Here is a 20,371-nt window from a genome sequence, read left to right as displayed (position 1 = left end):
TTGATTATTTGAGGAGCGAAAACATTATCGATGAAGTTGGGCGTACCCGCAACCAATTATGCTATTCTCACAACATATTGTTTGACTATGCAGTAAGTATATACTCAATTCCTGAAAAAACCAGCGATCTCATTTTATTCATAAATTCTGATCCCACTCGCCCATTTTTTCTACGTCCAAGCTTCCTGTATTTTTTTACATCAGAATGGTATAGAGATATAACCGAGTTTTGGAAAGCATATTGGAATCTATGTGCCATAGAATCTAAGGTAATTAACCTTCTAGTACGGCTAGTACTAAATGGGATTATTGTTTCAGAATATTCAAGCATTGAAGATATTGTTGCTATAACTAATCATTCTTCTAGCTCTATTCGGGCAACAACATTAAAGAACTTGCTACAGTCGATAAGATTGCTACGAAAACTTGATGCAAATAAAGTTGCAGGATTAATTCTTTATTTATCAAAGCATCTTCAAACGGACTTCATATTCGAAGTTTCATTTTTGCTCGATCAAGAGATAGTTAACGGAAAGTCAAATAATTCAATAGAACTATATGGTGAAGCCGCAAGAAATTTACTTCGTTATATCCTTCTAAACCGCCAAGTAGAAAATACAGAATTTTTAGATAGAATAGGTTTTGGTATAGCTGTTTCAATGGTTGCTAAAACCTATTCCACCAATACTCTAGAATCGAAGAATTTGTTGTTGCGGATATTAGAGATGACTCAAGAGTCAAATTTTGAAATTGGATATCTTTCTCAACTTTCAGATGCTGTAAAATACATTTTACCCTTTGATTCACACTTTGTTGCTGAAATTTATCTAGCAATTTTTGGACATACTGAATTGAGTAATCAAGAAACACAAATGGGCGCTTCAGTACTCATGAGTTTTAAAAGCAATAGACGACAGGACTATGAGTTGTGTTATTTTAGATTACAGGAGTTTTTTCCCGAATTTCTTCAGCAGGCTTCAAGTATAGCAATACGAACTGGATTGACGATAGTGAATAAGTACGTAATTGATTTTAAAATTCAGATAACTTTAGAAGAGATTAAGTTTAATTTTAATGGCCGAGAATGTGTTTTTATACCTGACCTATCTGTAATATGGGTACATGACTTTAACTATCATGAGAACTATAACATTGCAAATAAAATTATTGACTTTCTCGAAAAACTAATTATCGCCAGCAATCCGGCTTTAGACGCTCTTTTTATTGAGTATATTCAATATGCTAAAGTAGGATACACTTGGAGATTGTTATTTGAACTCGGCACTAAATACCCTTCTAAATTAGCTAAAGCTTTATTTCCACTAATTTCACCATTGTTTTTACGAGATTTAAACATTAGTTTTTATGTAACAAACTTTATCGATAAATCGGCTGGTTATTTTACGAAAAAACAAATTTCTCAAATTGAACGTAGCGTTTTTTTTGCTTTTAAAAAGGAAGAAATCAAACAAATCGCTACAGTTTTAACCCGATTACCTATTGCAAGATTAAGCTTTAAAAAATCCAAAAAGATTGTTTACGACAGCGGACCAGTCGACAATTCACTTCCCTTAGCCTATCAATCATCTGTAACAACGTTTACCAGCGAGATGTGGATGCAGGAACGAGGAGTTGACGTTAAATCTCCTGAAAATGAAATTTTGATTGATGCAAGACAAAAACTAGAAGCTTTTAATAATAAATGGCGTAATGATGAACCTTCAATAAACGATTACTCTCTGCATTTGGAGATAGCCTTAGATGCTTATTCCAAATTGGAAAGTAGACACACAACTTTACATTCAGATTTATTTTATTCGGTGTTAAATGAAATAGCTGCATCCTTGTCGATTATTTGTAGAAATTTAACTGGTTGCCCTGAAGAACAGATTAAACTAATTAAAAAAGTCATTAGTTATTCATTTAATTACTTGACTGAGTTTGATGCTAATAATGAGGGAAATTCGCCGGCGCATGGTTGGTCTCCAACACCAAGAATTGTAGCTACAGAAGGTTTACTATATATATACATTTATGACCAAGATGAAATATTTTATGAACTATTACGTCAAGCCTTGAATGATAGCGTGCCGATTATTAGGTATATGGCAGTGAATAGAATTAGCCTTCTTGCCGAAAAAGATTACGCTAGATATTGGAAGCTTTATATTGATAGAATCGAGAAAGAAGACGATGGTTTTATTTACGCAGCCTTACTTGGAAACATTCATGTTGATTTGAACAATGTTGAAAAACAAGTAAATGATATTATTGATTTATGCTTAGCAAAAAGTGACCTTTTTGAATTTAGTGATAACTTTATAGATGCATTTGCTAAGATGCTAATATGGTTCTTTCTCAGCCACAAATCGGAAAGAGCTCATCAAGAATTGATTAATGCAATTAGTATATCTAGACTTTGTAAAAGTATAATATTTGAATTATGTAATAGCTTACACCCCTCCAATATACTCAATGAATTTGCGTCAGATCCGGAAAAATACAAACCCCTTTTTCAAATAATTAAATCTTATGTTGAAACTTGCGGAAAAAGACTTTCCTCAGCTAAGGATGAGGAATTCAATTCTGGGAACAAGGAAATAAAGAACTCATTCGAAATTATTCATGAAGTAATTATAAGATTATATTTTCAACTTGACGAGGCCAGGATTGGTACGGGTAAAAATCAATTTTCATTACCGATTAACGATGAGAATAGAAGAGGCTTTTATTTTCTCGTAAAGCCTATTTATCAACAAATTGTTTTATATTCTTCTAAGATTACTGGAAAGGGATTAATTATTGGCAATTCTGCTCACTACTTTATTGAGTCATTAAATCATGTTTTACACTACGATGTCAAAGATGTTCTTTCGATGGCAGCATCAATAACGCAGTATTCTATTTCAACAGGCTATACTTATGATGCTCACGGAATAGCTGAAATGGTTAAACTGACTGAAAAATTATTGGCAGATCATCGAGATTTATTACTAGATGATTCTTCGTTTAAGAATCTAATAGACATCTTGGATATATACATTAATTCTGGCTCAGTACAAGCTTTAACACTTTTGTGGAGGCTGAATGAGGTGTTTAGATAAATCCCCCCGCTAGCGCACGTGACTAAAAATAAAAGAAGTGTTGCTGGTGCATCGCCTGTGGCGTGTACCCTTCGCTTCGTTTCTCTATTGGTCGGTGAGACACCGACCAATAGGAAAATAGTCTCTCAACCAGCGCATGTCACTACAAATAAAAGAAGTATTGCTGGTGCATCGCCTATTGCGTGCACCCTTCGCTTCGTTCTCCCCGTCTTTTCGAGGCACGAGAAATCTAACTCAAATGTAAATCAGACTGATGTTTGTGGGCAATTACCCAGCTTGGCGTAGACTCCCGTCTACGTCAAAGTGTTTGCAAATCTCTGATTTGCGGTATGCCCCGCTAGTACACGAAGTTGAAAATAAAAGATGTGTTGCTGGTGCATCCACTGTTGCGTGTACCTTTCGCTTCGTTTCTCTATTGGTCGGTGAGACACCGACCAATAGGAAAATAGTCTCTCAACTAGCGCATGTCACTACAAATAAATAAGTGTTGCTGGTGCATCCACTATTGCATGTAGCCTTCGCTTCGTTCTCCCCGTCTTTTCGAGGCACGAGAAATCTAACTCAAATGTAAATTAGACTGCTGTTTGTAAGCAATTACACTTAACAAAATCTATTATCCTATCCGTAGGTGTACCATCAACCAATAACCAAATATTTTTTTCCAAAATACTAATATATTTAGTTTATCTTCGTGGAGGGTTTAGCTTAAAAAATGGAATCAAAACAACCCAAGCTAAATTGTAGTTCTTTTTTTACTAATATTAAAATAGTTGTAGTGCCAAAATAGGGTTTTGTTTTATGGGCATAAAATCACTCAGTTTTTCTCACAAATCACTCATAAATCACGCACAAATCACTCAAAAAGTACGCACAAAATACGCACAAAACACGCATAAATATTTTCCGATATTGTTGATAATCAATGATTTAAATGAGTGAATGGGATTTTTCAAAAACATACAAACAAGAAAAAAGCCCGAAAAAAGGCAAAACTGAAACTATATTAATAAAAAACACAATAAAATGGATATTATAAAAAATGTGCAAGGGTTTTCGTTTTGCCCCGCTAATCGATTTGTTTTTACAGTACTAAACTAGATAATCTGTTATCGTTTCGTTGTTGGTGGGAGACACTCATCAACGGCGAAAAATGGAGCGAAGACCAACAAGGGCAAAATTTGTAATTTTTTGGTAGCTTTTTTGTATTGATTCATTTAAAAAAAATGAAGAAAAAGTTTTCATTTAAAACGCTATGGCAAATACTAAAAAATTCTTTTAGCGGCTTTTCCACAGATAATATTACCAAGCTTAGTGCATCGCTGGCCTATTATACTATTTTTTCCATGGGGCCATTGCTGGTAATGATTATTGCATTGTGCAGTATTTTTTTCGGGCGGGAGGCAGTGGAAGGCAAAATATATGCACAAATGCAGCATTTTGTGGGGAATGACACGGCTTTGCAATTGCAGCAAATTATTAAAAATGCCTTTATAACAGGCAAAGGAAAAGTGGCTGCCATTATTGGCGGCGTTTCGCTTTTAGTTGGTGCTACTTCTGTATTTGCAGAAATACAGGAATCCATCAATATGATATGGGGCCTGAAACCAAAACCCAAAAAAGGCTGGCTAAAACTATTGCAAAATAGGTTTTTGTCCTTCTCCGTAATCATTAGTTTGGGGTTTTTATTACTCGTTTCGCTTGGCCTTTCTGCCATAATAGAGGGATTGAGCAGCCGCTTGCAGGCAATATACCCGGGGGTTACAGTAATTATTTTCTATCTACTCAACCTAACAATCACTTTAATAGTAACGTCAGTAATATTTGCCGTTATTTTTAAAGTACTGCCTGATGCAAAAATACAATGGAAAGATGTAGTGGCAGGTGCGCTGGCCACTTCATTTTTGTTTATGCTAGGCAAGTTTGGTATTTCGTTTTACATTGGGCAAAGCAATATAGGCAGCACTTACGGCACGGCTGGCTCATTGGTAGTATTGCTGTTATGGATATACTATTCTTCCATTATATTGTATTTTGGGGCAGAGTTTACCAAGGCTTACGCCATGGAATATGGATCTGAAATATTACCTAGTGAATATGCCGTAACAACAAAAATGATAGAGGTAGAAACAGGCAAGCAGAGCGTGCAGGAAAAAGAAAAAACCAATCCTCAAGATTTAGTAGTGAAACAGCCTTAGCAAATGCAAGCTTTGTTTGTAGCGTAAAATACCCAGCTAGTGCACAAAGCTAAAAATAAAAGATGTGTTGCTGGTGCATTGCCTTTGGCGTGTACCCTTCGCTTGGTTCACAAATGGCATAATGCTTTTATTCGTGCTTATTCGTGCATTCATGGCAACTTCCCTGCAAGTTGTAACTACCTATAATTCTTTTAATTCCCCATATTGTAGCCTTACAGGGCCTACTAAGCCTGCCGGTTGCAGTGGGCTGTCTTTTTTGTAATAATACCAATTGGTAAATGTTTTTCTCCCCTTGGATGGCCGTGGCGTGTTGTTTATAAACCAGTTGGGGTATTCTTTCAATGGCCTGCCTACTGTATCTTTCTTAAGGATACGTTCTTTTCCAAAAACAATGTCTTCTGGTTCTTGCTCATCCCCTATCAGCCTGTTTGCCCAGGTATTGGTTACGGCAATATCGAGCGTATTGGCACCAACTTTCAAGGCTTCGGTAATATCCTTTTTATAGGGGGGATACCATAATACCCCCATGTTATTGTTATTTACATGCAGTTGAACAATATCATTTACTGTACCCAAGTCAAGCATCACCCTTTTTCCTTTTGCCAGTTCAAGTGCCGTTAGCTGTATTTGCTTGGTATAATGCGCCGTGCCGGAAAAATAGTTCACGTCCTTGTTTTCATATTTGCTAAAATCAACCAATACAGGAAAGTTTAATTCGAAAGAAGTACCTAATTTAGGATTAAATACAACATGCCAATCACCATTTATTTCCTTGGTTTCCAAAGGCTTTATATCAAAAACCTTTTCGCTTCCATCTGAAAGGCTAACTTTTGCAGAAACTTCCTTATAGGCTACAAAAGATGGCTTATTGTTTTTAGTAGCAAGGTTGCAGTCGGTGGCAGTGCCATTAATGGCTAGGGATGTTGTATGTATTGCTGTTGTGGCAGGGTTCCTAAACACTACAAAAGCGGTTTGTGATGCTTTTAAAAAAAGTTGTACAATAGTCCTTTCACCAGCTTCCTTCCAAACACTCGCTTTAAAGGTGCTGCCATCCTCTGCCTGCCATACTTCTGGTTCTAGCCCTTTTACCCTGAAAGACAAAGCCATCTTTTGTGGCATAGAATCGGTATTGGCAATTAAGAATACATGTGTATTCGCCCCTTGACGGTGTAGAAATTTTATTTCCTTGCTATTGCCTGCATTTTCAACTATAAAGTCAGGTGAGATGTTACATTTTGCAATTGCACGCTTTACGCTATTGGTTACCCAGCCTTTTCCATAATTGGTTTCTGTTTTATTGCCCCATACTTCTTGTGCAATGGATTCTATTTTCATATCAGCATTGGGAAAACCCTGCAAGCTTGGGGAACTTTGTGGCGGTGTGCAAACAATATATGCACCTGCTGATAATAATCCCTTTATCTTTTCTGCAACAGCAGGAAGCATTGTGCCACTATTAGGGAAAACTAAAAAGGCGTATTTCCTTCCAGACGGCAATAAAATTTGATGCCCCTCAACTTTAATTTCTTTTATTAGGAAATCATTTGTGGCCATCAAATCGCTAAAGCCATCCTGCTTGTCAATACAAAGGTAATCGGCAACCTGCTCGCCAAATTGCAGCAAAACTTGGCAGCGGCCGAGGTAACTGAAAAATGCTTTCCCTGCTTCTGCCCAGGTTTGGTGACGGCCAAAGTGGGTGCCCCACCAGCCCATCCCCATACCCGGCTGGTATTTGTCGTCAAAAGGCTGGTGTACCCAATGGTGCAGCACCAACCTGTTAACACCTGATAAAAAAGCACCATCGGCCGAAGGCTTAAGCCAAGCAGGCGTTTCAGTAAATTTACTATTAATAGGCCAACTTGTAAAAGATTCGGCACCTACAATTGTTTTCCCAGCAGCACGTGCAGCGGCAGGTATTGCAGCGTTGATTCCCCCTTTCCATGAAGTCCAAAATTCGCCCATGGGCAAATCTGGCAGACCTGCACCTTCAACAATATCGAAAGGCCCTGAATAAGGCTCCCATTGTAGTTGGAGGTTGTTTTCGTTACAAGATTTTTTCCCTACCTGCCAGCCATATTCATTATACAGCCTATTTATAACATCTGTATAATCCCAATCAAAACGCTGGGTTTCGGATGCTGAATTAATTATTTTTCGATTTTTATTATCTTTTTCGCCAGTGATGGATTTGCTAAAGCAAACTATCCAAGGCAGCGGATCATAGCCTTTGCGTTTTATAAATTCTTCCCTGAAATTGCTTGTCCAGTTTTGATACCCCGACTCGTAGCTATCTATCAACAAATGCTTGAAGCTGGTACCCATATATTTGCCTAGGTGCTGCTTTATGGAGTCTATTACTACATGCCAATGATAGGCATTATAAGCCGAATCCATTTTATCAACTTCTAGTGCCTTGCCAATAACATCGTCAGGTATAGGGTGTGGCGATTTTAAGGTAGGGCAGTTGCCAATCCTGTATATCCTCCAATTGCCAGGTGGCGCTTCCCATGTAATGTTGCCATTTATATCTAGTAGTGAAGTAAGATTAATAACTTGTTTCAAAGAAAAACTATCTAGTTGAGGCACGGCTAGGCATTCAATGTCATGGTAGTAGGTGGCCACTTTGCCTATGCTTCCATACCCACTTTGAACTGGTAAAAGGGGCTTTGGAACGGTTACTGAAATTTTTTTCCCGCCTTCAACATCTATGCTCTTCCATATTAACTTTTGCATCCCTTTTTCTTCGCTTATCCAAGGGCCGCCCGTGGTTGAATATCCTACAGAATTATGCAAACCAATTTCCAATCCTAACCTTTGTGCTTCTGCTGCTGCAAAACGGACTGCCTCCCAATAGGCAGGGCTACGATAAGTTTGGTTAGGCCAAGGCAAATTGCCTGTTGGGGCATTGGCTTCTTGAACGGCCGAGGTAAGGTTAAAGATAGTAGCACCGCCAATTCCGGCTGCTTTCATGGCTTCAAGATCTTTAGTGATGCCCTGTTTTGAGAAGTTGCTCCCCATCCAATGCCACCATACATAGGGCTTTGCTGTGGCTGGAGGGTTTAGGAAATCAGCTTCTAACCGATCCCATTTTGTATTATTTGCAACCTGCGAAAAAACTAAGAAAGGGAAGATAAGGAACAAAAAAGTGGCAGTAAGCAATGTTTTTTTCATGATTGGTTAACTATGTAAGAAAGTAAGTACAAAACTACAGTTAAACCAAATAAAACCATCACAGCTTAAACCCTGATTTTACTATTGACTTAGTTATAAAAGGCTCAAATGCAATAAAGACAAGCATTTGACCGATTTTTTGGCTGAAAACATAGTACACTATGATAAAGCCAAAAAATCAAGCAAGCGCTTGTCTTTGAAGTAGTTGGTGCTTACAATATATTTCAACTGAAAAATCTAGGTTTAAAGATGTGTACTCACAGTAGCTACTTTGGTAAGGGCTTGGTGTGATGTCTTTTTATGCCACCTATCAATGCGATGCTGTTGGGGGCTTCCCTCCTTCTGGTACAAAAATCAATGCTTCCGAATTCATGCAGTAGCGTTTGCCTGAAGGGTCGGGGCCATCGTCAAAGACATGCCCCAAATGCGAGCCACTTTTACTGTCCACCACAGCCCAGCGTACCGTGCCATAGCTTTCGTCACGCACCAATCGTACAGCATCCGGCGTAATGGGGGCATAAAAACTAGGCCAGCCCGTGCCAGAGTTAAACTTTGCATCGGAGCTAAATAAAGGCTGCAACGAAGCGGCTGAATAGTAAGTCCCCTTCTTGTAAAAATGATCCAGCTTGCCAGAGAAAGCAGTTTCGGTACCTTCCTCCCGTAGTATATTGTATTGTGTAGGGGTTAACCTAGCTTTCCATTCGGCATTCGTTAGCTTCATAGGATAAACTGTTTTTGCACTGGCAATTGGCGGGTCTGGGTATTGTTTGCTTTTTTGGGCATTGGCACAACTGCTACCCACAACACAAACAACCAACAAGTAAAAGCAAATCTTTTTCATGGTAAATATTTAAACTATATACGAGCAAAAGGCAATTACCTTTCAAAAATACAGCCAGTTATTTTGTTAATTATTTGCCTTCTTATTAAAAGAAGCATTGCCATTCACCCTAAACAATAATAATGTTTCAACAATGATTAATTAGTTTTGTTATGTTCTAAAATAAAATTAAAAATATGAAGTTAAAAAACGTACTCATTGCATCTTGCTTATTGTTTGCATGTGCTGCAAATGCACAAACATTTACGCTAAAAAGTACCGATATTGGCGGAAGCGGCACTAAAAAAGAAGAATTTAATGGCTTTGGCTGCAGCGGCCAAAATGTGTCCCCAGAATTAAGTTGGGAAAATGTTCCCGTGGGAACAAAAAGCTTTGCAGTTACCCTGTATGATAAAGACGCGCCCACAGGCAGCGGCTTTTGGCATTGGGTAGTTTTTGATTTGCCAGCCTCTACTACAGAATTAAAAGCAGGCGCAGGCAATGTTAGTGCCGGGCTTTTGCCTAAAATGGCCATACAAGGAAAAACAGATTATGGCGTGCCAGGCTATGGCGGCCCTTGCCCACCTCCGGGGCATGGTTTCCATCAGTACTTATTTACTGTTTATGCTTTAAAAACAGAAAAATTAGGCTTGGATGCCAATGCTTCCCCTGCTGTTGTTGGCTTTTACCTGAACCAGCAAACGATAGGCAAAGCATCTATTGTAATGTATTACCAACGCTAGTTCTTGCCACAAAGGCACGAAAGCGCAAAGTAGCACAAAGGCTAAATAGTAGGGTTGCCAACCTACAAAATGTTGGCAACCCTTTGTTTAAACAATTACTTTAGTTTTATGCCTTAATTGTAATGTATATGCCTATCCAATCATTTATCTCCAAGCAAATGCCCGAAAGGCAGGAATTGTTGTGCAAAATCCATGAAATTATTGTTGCTAATGATAACTCTGTTACTGCAACTATTGGCATGATGATGAAGAATGAAATGATACTTTACAATGCCGAAGGCTCGTTCAAATACGGGCTTGCTAGCGTGAAAAAACATATATCAGTACATGCTATGCCAATATATTGCTCGCTAGCATTGCATGAGAAATACCAACAGCTATTGCCAAATGCCAGTTTCCAAAAAGGCTGTATTAATTTTAAGGATGAACAAGAAATGCCCTTAGAAATAGTAGAGCAATTTATTGCAGATTGCTCCCAAATTGATTTAAAAGCAATGAAAGCAGCTTACGCATCCAAGAAGAAATAAATAACATAAAACTAACTAATCCCTTCTCCTCCCACCACCATTACAACTTGAACGCTGCGGCTGCTGCGGCGGCACTTGTTGCATTCTTGGTACAGGGGCAGGCCTGGTATAAGGTATGTTATTTGTAACTGGTTGAGAACGTTGGTAGTATTGCTCCCTGTTCCCGCCTCTTTCCCGCTGTTGTTGTACCCTGTTCATGTCTGGTGTAGGCGTAGCGGGTTTCCAGTTGCTGTTGTCCCTTTGTTTCCACCCCTCATTGTCTTTTTTATAAATATTGCCTTGCTGGTCGGCAGCCACATTGTTCATTTGTGAGCTAGGCCTAGCAAATGGGCGGCTATTGGGGGTTTGTGGAGCATTTTTGTTAACTCCCTGCACTTGCCAAACTTGTGGCCTATTTAATGTAAGGCGTGGTGTTACCGGCTTAGTATTAGGGGCATTATATATGCCTGGGGTTGCCCTGTGGTTTACATCCACAGTCCTAGCACCTTGTACACGGTTGTACAAATTTATCTTATGGTCATTGTTTATATAAATCTCCCTTCTTGGGCGGGGGGTATTTGCTACGATATTAATAGGCCTGTTTACCCGGATGTTTGGCTGTGCAAGCACTACTTCCCTTCTGCCATAAAACCCGCCATTATAGCCCCATTGCCTGTATGGTGGCCTATAAGCACGTGGCCCAAACCAGCCACTGCAATAAGGATTGCGGTCGTAATAATGCCACCCTAGGCTATAGCCAGATGTATAGCCTATGTTCCAGCCTGTCCATGGATTGTACGCCATGCCAAAACCCCAAGTATATGCGCGTGGGTAATAGGTGTGCCTATACCATGGCCGGTAATAATAGCCTGTGCCCCAAACCACGGTAGGCCCATAACTATAGCACCCTAAATAGCCCGGCGTGTAGCCAGCATATACATAATCGGGGGTGTAATCATAGACATATACATACTTCACATTGTAAGCCATGTTGTCTGGAGGGATATTGTTTACATCAGCTGGCCTGTCTGTAGAAACCTGCCATGGGCCGTTTGGCCTATTGCTAACATACCAAACCCCATTGTCAACTGCATAATAATTCCCATTTGATTTCAGCACAGTTATGCTGCTATTCTCAGCCACATTCAAATTAGTGCCTTGGATAGGGTTAAATACAGGGCTGCCATCATAAGTAACAATGGTGGTAGCCGTTGCCCTGTCTATTTTTGCAGTCTGGGGTATTTGCGCATCCATCAAGGCTTCGTTGGCGGCGCTGGTACCGGCTACGCTAGATAGCACGCCGTCCTTTTCTGTGCCTTCTGGTATCTTGGCAAAATCGGCTGGTAATTTATCTGCAGGCACATATTGCCACCCCCCACTTAAAGAAGTAGAAGTGTACCACCTGCCCGATATTAATATATAATTCTGCTGGGTGTTGATGTCTTTAAAAATGTCGTTCAAGCTATTATTTACATACAACAAATTAGTACCTTCTACCGTTTGGTAAGTTGGCGAACCTTCTGTCTGGATTAATTCGGCAGGCACTGTGCTTATCAATATATCGGTAGGCGTTACGGGCTTATCTGTTGCATTGCTGTCGTTGTTTTTTTTCTGCTGCTGTTGTATCTGCAAGTCCAACTGCTGGATTTTTACAGGCAAGCTGGTGGCATTGCTCCAGCCATTTAGTATATTTTTCGACTTGTACCACAATCCTCCACCGTATAAATAATACATATTATCGTCTGGGCTAAGCACAATAGTAGAAGGGGTGTTTACCACTTTTTGCAAATTGCTTTGCTTGTCTAGCTGTAGCTTGGGTTCACCATCAATAATGACTAAAGTTGTTGGTGTGTTTTTATAAATAATATTAGGAGCATCGTTCTTTAAATTGGGGTCGGTTAATTGTTTTGTTTGCTCAATAGACGTAAGCAATTGATCCAAAGAAAACTGCATGTTCCATTTTGGCACTTCCGATTGTACCTTTTGTGTGTATTGTAGCAATTGCTGCTGGTCTTGTATGCCTGGGAACTTTGCTTGTTTTATGTTTAAGCTTTCCAAAGTGGCTGTCCTGCTGTCTTTGTCTGTCTGCAAAGTGGCATCAAACCAAAGTGCTCCAAAAGTTGGGTCGTCTGAAGATGTTTTGGCAATAGATACTGCTGCCCTAGCAGCAAGTATGTCGCCATTCAAGCTTTCTGGCTGCGGTTGATAAATGATAATTTTTCCACCATTATCCAATGGTATTTCCTTTGGCCAACTGCTTTGCGCATTAGCCACCACAATCGCAAATCCTATTGCCACCGCCATTAATATTATTATCCGCCATATATTTTTCATTGTACAGGGTTTTGCTTTTAGGTTAGCAAATGGTGTTCCATCAAAAGCAAGTAAGAAAACTTTTACAATGATATAACGTTTAATCCTTTCACTGTTGACAGTCCACCGTGAACGGTTGACAGTTGACAATAAACCGTTTACAGACTACCCTGTATTTATTCGTAACAACTAAGCTATATAAAGACCACACTTTTACGGTTAATAAAACTAGCCACTAGTTAGAGTTGCCTATTAACGGTTCACTGTCAACGGTGAACTATAAACGGTCTTCTAGCCTTGGGCGTAGCCTAGATTTGGCTTTGTTGAATACCACATTACCTTTATCCACCCCGGATCGGATAGCTTTTTGTTCTTCTTCGGGCAATTGATAAATGGTTTGGCATTCGGTAGAGCAGCAACCAGTGTAGGCTTCTGCACAGCTTGCACATTGTATAAACAATAGGTGGCAGCCATCATTCTTGCAGTTGGTGTGCGTGTCGGCTGGTTGGCCGCATTGGTGGCAATGGGCTATCACATCGTCTGTTACCCGCTCGCCAAGGCGATTATCGAATACAAAGTTCTTGCCAATAAACTTGCTGGGCAGCCCTGCTTTTTTTACTTGCTGGGCATAGTTAATAATACCCCCTTCCAAATGGAATACGTTTTTAAACCCTTTGTGCAGCATATAGGCACTTGCTTTTTCGCAGCGTATGCCCCCAGTGCAGTACATGATAATGTTCTTGTCTTCCTTCCCTTTCATCATGTCAACCGCCATAGGCAGCTGCTCTCTGAAAGTGTCGGATGGTATTTCCAAGGCGTTTTCAAAATGGCCAACTTCGTATTCGTAGTGGTTGCGCATGTCTATCACCACTGTTTCTTTTTTTTCTAGCAAATGGTTCATTTGCTCGGCATTCACATACAGCCCTTTCTTTTCCATGCTGAAAGCATCGTCTGTTATGCCATCGGCCACTATTTTTTCACGGACTTTTATTTTCAACACCCAAAAACTCTTACCGTCATCATCTACTGCAATGTTCAGACGGATACCATTTAGTGCCGCAATGGAATACAAAAAACTTTTGAAAGCCTCGAAATTACAGGCAGGCACGCTTATTTGTGCATTGATGCCCTCTTGTGCAATGTAAACTCGGCCAAACACACCTATTTCATTTAAGTGCAGGTACAGGAAATCCCTAAAATCTTTCGGGTTTTCTACATGAAAATAATGGTAAAAGCTAATGGTGGTGCGGGGTTCAGTTTCTTCAAGCATACGTTGCTTTAGCAATTCGCTGCTTACACGATTGTACAATGGTTCCATATTCTCAATAAATTTTATAAACCTGCTTGCAGGGCAGGTAAAATTTAAAGTACAAAGTAAATAAAAATTGGTATGATGGCGAAAAACAAATCATGCAAATCATTAAAACATTAGTTTACAATTCCTCCATCCATTTGTCCCTGTCATTAGGGCTAAATTTCCAAGGGGCAAAGTTGTTTTCTATGTTGCTAAAAGTGCCGTTCCATTCTTGCGGGGCATTGCTTTCTTCCATTATCAGGTTCCTGCGTAGTTCTATAATAATGTCTAATGGGGAAATGCTCACAGGGCAGGCTTCCACGCAGGCATTGCAGGTTGTGCAGGCCCTTAGCTCTTCCATAGTAATATAGTCGTGCAGCAGGCTTTTATTGTCTGGCTGCCATTCTTTGTTTTGGTTGATGTTTTTGCCCACTTCTTCCAGCCTATCCCTTGTTTTCATCATGATGGCACGGGGGCTAAGGAGCTTGCCAGTGATGTTGGCTGGGCATTCTGCAGTGCAGCGGCCACATTCCGTGCAGCTATACGCATCCAGCAGGTTTTTCCAGCTTAGGTCTGCCACGTCCTTAGCACCAAAACTAGCTGAAGGGGGTGCATCGGCGGGGGCAAGCTCGGGCTGCATGGCATAAAGTACTTCGTTTTGGATAGCAGGCATATTCGCCATTTTACCCTGTGGCACCAGCCTTGCAAAATAGGCATTGGGAAAAGCTAGCACAATATGCAGGTGCTTGCTATAGGGCAGGTAATTTAAAAAAGCAAAAATACCTGTTATATGCAGCCACCAGCACACTCTTTCCAGTACAATTAATCCATTGCTACTAACACCATTTAATAAAGTATGAAACAAGGACGAGCATACAAAATTTCCAGTAATATAATGGGAATAATGCTCTACCCCCCTTTCCTGAAGCAATGTGTCTGCCGCATTCATGGTAAGGAAAAGGCTCATTAATACAATTTCTGTTGCCAGTATATAGTCGGCATCGCTTCTTGGCCAGCCATTTAGGTCTTTACTCGTAAAACGTTTTAGTTTCAGCATATTGCGCCTGCAAAAGAAAACGATGCAGACAATGATTACGCCAGTGGCTAGTATTTCAAAAAAGTTAATTAGCCCAGCATACACAATACCTAAAAATGGGGCAAACAAGCGGTGGCTGCCCAATAAACCATCTAATATGATTTCTACAATTTCTATATTAATAATTATAAACCCAGCATAAATAACAAGGTGCATTACAGCAACCAATGGTTTTTTAAACATTTTTTTCTGCCCAAAAGCCAACAGCAAAAGGTTTTTCCAGCGCAGTTTTGGGTTGTCGTTTAGGTTTTCATCTTTCCCTAAAAAAATATTCCTTTTTATTTCCCTTGCTTTTTTGGAAAATAGATATATGGAAACAGCAGCAAGTACTATAAAAGCAATTTGTTGGAGCATTTATATAAACTGGTTAATGAATGAATGCTTACTATAATAAAAAAACTGAAACACCGCTAAGGTACAAGTTTTACCGTGTGCGTAAAAAATACGATATGAGAATACAGTATCCTATTTATGCACCTCGCTACTAAAATGAAACTCAATATCAGGGTTATTAGTAATTTCCGTGTTTAAAAACCATTCGCTGTTCGCAAGGTAAACCGGGTTGCCGTCTTTGTCGGCAGCACTGTTTTGTTGCTTGAAGCGGAGAAAGTCTTCCAACTTCGCAGTGTTTTTGCTGGTAAGCCAGCAGGCTTTGTAAAAAGGCATGGTACGGAATTCGCAAGCGGCTCCGTATTCCTGTAGTAAGCGGTACTGGATTACTTCAAATTGAAGATCGCCCACGCAACCAATGATTTTTTTGTTGCCGCCAAACTGGGTAAACAACTGTGCTACCCCTTCATCAGTCAACTGGCTAATGCCTTTTTCCAATTGCTTGGTTTTCATCGGGTCTTTGTTCACCAATTCCTTGAATATCTCTGGCGAGAACGTGGGGATGCCAGTGAAATAAAAATCTTCCCCTTCTGTCAACGTATCGCCAATTTTAAAGTTGCCTGTATCGAACAAACCAACAACATCTCCTGGATAAGCATCGTCTATAACATCCTTACTGCGGGCAAGAAATGAATAAGGGTTACTGAAACGCATGTCTTTGTCCAGCCGTACATGGTGGAAATATTTATTACGCTCAAAGCGGCCGCTGCACACACGAAGGAAGGCAATCCTGTCCCGATGCTTAGGATCTAGGTTGGCGTGGATTTTAAAAATAAATCCGCTGAATTTATCTTCCCCAACATCCACCAAGCGTTCAGAAGTTTCCCTGCTGCGCGGCACGGGTGCAATTTTAATGAATGTATCCAGCATTTCCTGCACGCCAAAATTGTTTACCGCACTTCCAAAAAACACAGGGGCTACCTTTCCAGTTAGGTATTCTTCATTATTCAGTTGCCCATACACACCATCTATCAATTCCACATCTTCACGCAGTTGGCTTGCATCCCTATCGCCAATTTTAGCTTCCAGAATGGTATCTTTCAAATCAGAAATGGCAACGGTGGTTTCGTCCTCCTCCCCTTTTGTGCTGGCTGCAAACAAACGCAGGCTTTTGTTCGATAAATTATATACCCCTTTAAAATCCTTGCCGCTGTTAATAGGCCAGGTCATTGGGTGCAGGGATAATTTTAGTTCGTTTTCTATTTCTTCTAACAGGTAAAAAGGGTTTTTGCCATCCCGGTCCATTTTGTTTACGAATACAATTACAGGTGTGTCCCGCATACGGCACACTTCCATCAGTCGGCGGGTTTGGTCTTCCACCCCGTTCACACTGTCAATCACCAATATTACAGAATCTACTGCCGTAAGGGTACGGTAGGTATCTTCCGCAAAATCTTTGTGGCCTGGCGTGTCCAATAGGTTTATCAAAAATCCTTCGTACTCAAACGTCATCACACTCGTGGCAACGCTGATACCACGCTGCCGCTCAATTTCCATGAAATCACTCGTTGCGTGTTTTTTTATCTTGTTGCTTTTTACAGCCCCCGCCGTTTGTATTGCACCTCCAAACAACAACAACTTTTCCGTCAGTGTTGTTTTACCCGCATCCGGGTGGGATATAATGGCAAATGTTTTACGGCGGTTTATCTCCTTCTCAAACTTCATTTTCTCAATTAATCATTTATAATGCTGCCCGTAGGCACGAAAGCCGCAAATATACTTGACTAGAGGATGATTTGTGAGGGTTATTTGTGAGGACTATTATTTGCAGTCTGAATGGAATTCAGAGGATTTGGTATTTTCAAAAGTTTTTCTTTAGAAGAAACTTTCGCTTAATTTTGAGTTACCTATTTTATAAATTCCCTACGCCCAATTTTTACCTTACAGAAGTACAATGCAAATGCGATTTCAACATATTGAACCACATCCTTTGCTAAAAGGTTATATTGAAAAGATGTGGTTATTTGAAAGCAGCGGAAGGATGCCCGCTGAAGATTTGAAATTGGTGGTACCTAATGGAAACATTAAATTGACAGTCGCATTCCGCAATGGCATTGTTCCTACGGTGAACGGGCGGTTATTTGCTTCAAAAGAACAGACTATTAGTTTAACGGGATTGATAGATGTGCCTGTAATATTAGATGTTGCAGAAGATACTGCCACAGGAACACTTTGTGCAGAGTTTAGCCCACAAGGGGCTTACCGTTTTTTCAGGATGCGGCTAAGCGATATTCAAAACCAAATCTACCCACTCAAAGATATAATTGGCATTGTTGCCAAACAATTGGAAGAGCAAATGTGCAATATTGAAGGCATTGAAGGCAAAGTGGCCTTATTGCAACAGTTTTTGCTGAATCAATTATCGCTACAGGATAATGATGCTATTTTTGAATATTCCGTATCTAAAATCATATCATCAAAAGGAAAAATCACTATCAAAGAATTGGAGAAGAAAACAGGCTATAGCAGCCGATGGTTACATATGAAATTTACCGACAAACTCGGCATTAGCCCCAAAAACTTATCTACCATTATCCGTTTCAAACAATATTATAATGCGGTAGCCAACAATGACGAGCTATCGTTTATGAAAAATGATTTTTACGATTTCTATTACGACCAATCACATTTTATTAAAGAATTCAAGCGGTTTACAGGCTTATCTTATACAGGTTTTGAAAACAAAGCAAACGATTTTGGAAAACTGTTTTATAAAGAATAGCACTTCCGATTTTTACAACGCCATTAGAAAAACTATTCCATTCTTTGTGTAAATTTTAAAAGCAAACAAAATGGAAAATAAAAATTACGCCGCTACCATCCTGGTAAGCCAACCTGCAAGCAAAGTATTCGATGCCATCAAAAGCGTGTCAAAATGGTGGTCAGAAAATATAGAAGGTAATTCCGAAAAATTGAATGATGTTTTTAAAGTCATTTTTGGGAATGATTCTTTTGTAACACACCAATTAGTTGAAGTTATCGCAAACAAAAAAGTAGTGTGGCTGGTAACAGACTGCTACCTGCCTTGGCTAACGGACAAACACGAATGGACAAACACAAAAATAAGTTTTGACCTTACAACAGAAGGAAATTCAACCCAAATTACGTTTAACCATATCGGTTTAGTTCCGGCAATAGAATGTTATGATATGTGCGTAAAAGGTTGGGATCAATATATAAAGGGAAGTTTGTTTAAATTGATTACCGAAGGGCATGGAGAACCACAGAAGAAAAAATAAAAATCCCTTGCCATGCCTTGCAGTTAAAAAACTGTGAGGCAGAAAGCTATGTACCTGTCGTTTGTTGCCTATATGTTTCCCTTATAATTCGGGTCAAAATCGACCATCCATTCAATCCCGTATTTATCCCTAAACATCCCAAAATACGAACCCCAAGGGCTGTCGCTAATAGGCACTTCAACATCTCCGCCTGCTGAAAGCCCATTAAATAACTTATCGGCTTCCTCACGGCTTTCTGCACTAACAGCTATTTTAGACCTGTTTTCATTTTCATTTACCCTACCCATTCTTTCTGGAACGTCATTTGCCATTAAAATATTTTTGCCAATAGGCAAGGCAATGTGCATTATTTTATTTGCTTCACTTTCTGCTATGGGATATTCAGCGCTTGCTAAATCTTTAAAGCGCATAATCTTTGCGAATTCCCCTCCAAATACAGATTTATAAAAATTGAATGCTTCCTCGGCATTTCCATTGAAATTAATGTGGGGATTGATAAGTGCCATGATTTCTATTTTTTTAATTTATTTATTTTATTCGTTATTCTAAATTTTTAAGGATACTAATTTTACCCTAGCAATGGCAAATATTTCGCCCTGTTTTCTATCATTATCCAAATCAGGATAATGCTAAACACCAACGCTATTGGCAAGCCACTGGTATCTTGAACAATATTGGTTAGTACTATGCCCACCATAACGGGGAAAATAATTAATGCGCCTAACGCCCTTGTTTTTGGTAAAATAATTAAACCCCCGCCAATTATTTCTGCAGCGCCTATTAGCGGCATCAGCCAGCCAATTTCCATAAATGCAGCCATTGCTTTTATCATTTTGGGTGGCAGGTTCGACGGCATAGGCATATAATTAAAAAATTTGTTCAGCCCCGCATTGATAAACATTAAACCAAAAAGGAGGGCGAACACAAATAATACTTTGCTTTTGATTGAACTTTTCATTTTTTTTATTTTTTAAGTTATTCTAAATCTTGCTCTAAATAGTTTTTGCTACAAAGTACACAAAGAATTAAGAAACACATGGTACACGAGGCATCGTCAAATAGTTTAGTTGTTTTGAGTATAGCTTTTAAAATTATTCAAAATAGCTTGCCACCCTCCTTTTTGCATCTCGATGGGGTTTTCATTTTCAGCATCAAAGGTTACCACTACCTCAGTTTTGCCATCCGAATCGTTGAATTGAACTGTGGCAGACCTGCCACCAAAGCCATAGGTAAAATGTTTGCCTTCTGTCATTTCAGTATAGATAGCTTCAAAGTCAAACCCAAAGCTTCCATCTTTGGCTTCCATCCTTGCCTTGTAGGTACCGCCTATGCGCATATCGTTTGCTGCACTTGGGCAATGCCAGCTTGGGTCGGCAAAATTCCAATGGATGATATGCGTTGGGTTAGTGTAATAATCCCAAACTTTCTTAATGCCTGCGCCTACAGTTGCTTGCAACGTGATTTTTGAATGGCTCATTTTATTTTTTTATGGTTAATTGA

General features: G+C 39.6%; 15 protein-coding genes. 6 read left to right on the top strand and 9 right to left on the bottom strand.

Annotation, left to right across the window (positions count from 1 at the left end; genetic code table 11):
* The first annotated feature begins 77 nt into the window (after positions 1 to 77).
* Together ACHFIY_RS10020 and ACHFIY_RS10015 are read left to right on the top strand one after the other, a co-directional pair.
* Positions 78 to 3,104, top strand: coding sequence for a hypothetical protein (locus tag ACHFIY_RS10020; RefSeq protein ID WP_410845949.1), 3,027 nt, complete (start codon positions 78 to 80; stop codon positions 3,102 to 3,104).
* A 1,223-nt stretch (positions 3,105 to 4,327) separates the two neighbouring features.
* The gene (locus ACHFIY_RS10015) at positions 4,328 to 5,299 is read left to right on the top strand and encodes a YihY/virulence factor BrkB family protein (protein ID WP_410845948.1); all 972 of its coding nucleotides are present in this window, start codon (positions 4,328 to 4,330) and stop codon (positions 5,297 to 5,299) included.
* A 180-nt stretch (positions 5,300 to 5,479) separates the two neighbouring features.
* On the opposite strand, the gene ACHFIY_RS10010 is transcribed toward ACHFIY_RS10015, so the two are convergent.
* A complete protein-coding gene (locus tag ACHFIY_RS10010; RefSeq protein WP_410845947.1) occupies positions 5,480 to 8,470 on the bottom strand; it encodes a glycosyl hydrolase in 2,991 nt (996 codons plus the stop codon).
* Between the two features lie 310 nt (positions 8,471 to 8,780).
* On the bottom strand, positions 8,781 to 9,311 hold the full coding sequence (msrB, locus tag ACHFIY_RS10005) for a peptide-methionine (R)-S-oxide reductase MsrB (RefSeq protein WP_410845946.1): 531 nt from the start codon (positions 9,309 to 9,311) through the stop codon (positions 8,781 to 8,783).
* A gap of 176 nt (positions 9,312 to 9,487) precedes the next feature.
* Here msrB and ACHFIY_RS10000 point away from each other — a divergent pair, with 176 nt between their 5' ends.
* Together ACHFIY_RS10000 and ACHFIY_RS09995 are read left to right on the top strand one after the other, a co-directional pair.
* Positions 9,488 to 10,033, top strand: a complete 546-nt coding sequence (locus ACHFIY_RS10000) for a YbhB/YbcL family Raf kinase inhibitor-like protein (RefSeq protein ID WP_410845945.1) — start codon at positions 9,488 to 9,490, stop codon at positions 10,031 to 10,033.
* A gap of 128 nt (positions 10,034 to 10,161) precedes the next feature.
* Entirely contained in the window at positions 10,162 to 10,560 is a 399-nt protein-coding gene (locus tag ACHFIY_RS09995) for a DUF1801 domain-containing protein (RefSeq protein WP_410845944.1), read from the top strand.
* 15 nt (positions 10,561 to 10,575) lie between these two features.
* Here the strand turns inward: ACHFIY_RS09995 and ACHFIY_RS09990 are convergent, their stop codons facing one another.
* The 4 genes from ACHFIY_RS09990 to ACHFIY_RS09975 form a co-directional block, all read right to left on the bottom strand.
* Positions 10,576 to 12,873 carry a hypothetical protein gene (locus ACHFIY_RS09990; protein ID WP_410845943.1) on the bottom strand — a complete coding sequence of 766 codons (2,298 nt, stop codon included), beginning with the start codon at positions 12,871 to 12,873 and terminating at the stop codon, positions 10,576 to 10,578.
* 256 nt (positions 12,874 to 13,129) lie between these two features.
* Entirely contained in the window at positions 13,130 to 14,170 is a 1,041-nt protein-coding gene (gene trhO, locus ACHFIY_RS09985; protein WP_410845942.1) for an oxygen-dependent tRNA uridine(34) hydroxylase TrhO, read from the bottom strand.
* Between the two features lie 115 nt (positions 14,171 to 14,285).
* The gene (locus ACHFIY_RS09980) at positions 14,286 to 15,596 is read right to left on the bottom strand and encodes a 4Fe-4S dicluster domain-containing protein (RefSeq protein WP_410845941.1); all 1,311 of its coding nucleotides are present in this window, start codon (positions 15,594 to 15,596) and stop codon (positions 14,286 to 14,288) included.
* A 111-nt stretch (positions 15,597 to 15,707) separates the two neighbouring features.
* On the bottom strand, positions 15,708 to 17,297 hold the full coding sequence (locus ACHFIY_RS09975; protein WP_410845940.1) for a peptide chain release factor 3: 1,590 nt from the start codon (positions 17,295 to 17,297) through the stop codon (positions 15,708 to 15,710).
* Between the two features lie 229 nt (positions 17,298 to 17,526).
* Between ACHFIY_RS09975 and ACHFIY_RS09970 the strand changes: the two genes are divergently transcribed.
* Together ACHFIY_RS09970 and ACHFIY_RS09965 are read left to right on the top strand one after the other, a co-directional pair.
* Positions 17,527 to 18,354, top strand: coding sequence for a DUF6597 domain-containing transcriptional factor (locus ACHFIY_RS09970; RefSeq protein ID WP_410845939.1), 828 nt, complete (start codon positions 17,527 to 17,529; stop codon positions 18,352 to 18,354).
* A gap of 70 nt (positions 18,355 to 18,424) precedes the next feature.
* Positions 18,425 to 18,871 carry an SRPBCC domain-containing protein gene (locus tag ACHFIY_RS09965; protein ID WP_410845938.1) on the top strand — a complete coding sequence of 149 codons (447 nt, stop codon included), beginning with the start codon at positions 18,425 to 18,427 and terminating at the stop codon, positions 18,869 to 18,871.
* A gap of 68 nt (positions 18,872 to 18,939) precedes the next feature.
* Here ACHFIY_RS09965 and ACHFIY_RS09960 read toward each other — a convergent pair whose 3' ends face one another.
* The 3 genes from ACHFIY_RS09960 to ACHFIY_RS09950 form a co-directional block, all read right to left on the bottom strand.
* The gene (locus ACHFIY_RS09960; protein WP_410845937.1) at positions 18,940 to 19,377 is read right to left on the bottom strand and encodes a VOC family protein; all 438 of its coding nucleotides are present in this window, start codon (positions 19,375 to 19,377) and stop codon (positions 18,940 to 18,942) included.
* A 62-nt stretch (positions 19,378 to 19,439) separates the two neighbouring features.
* Positions 19,440 to 19,829, bottom strand: a complete 390-nt coding sequence (locus ACHFIY_RS09955; RefSeq protein ID WP_410845936.1) for a DoxX family protein — start codon at positions 19,827 to 19,829, stop codon at positions 19,440 to 19,442.
* Positions 19,830 to 19,934: 105 nt separating this feature from the next.
* On the bottom strand, positions 19,935 to 20,348 hold the full coding sequence (locus ACHFIY_RS09950; RefSeq protein WP_410845935.1) for an SRPBCC family protein: 414 nt from the start codon (positions 20,346 to 20,348) through the stop codon (positions 19,935 to 19,937).
* Between the last annotated feature and the right edge of the window lie 23 nt (positions 20,349 to 20,371).

This window comes from Parasediminibacterium schistidii (genome assembly GCF_046546515.1).
Lineage (GTDB): Bacteria > Bacteroidota > Bacteroidia > Chitinophagales > Chitinophagaceae > Parasediminibacterium.
Note: the sequence above shows the minus strand (reverse complement) of the source record. Positions and strands in the feature narration are given on the sequence as shown.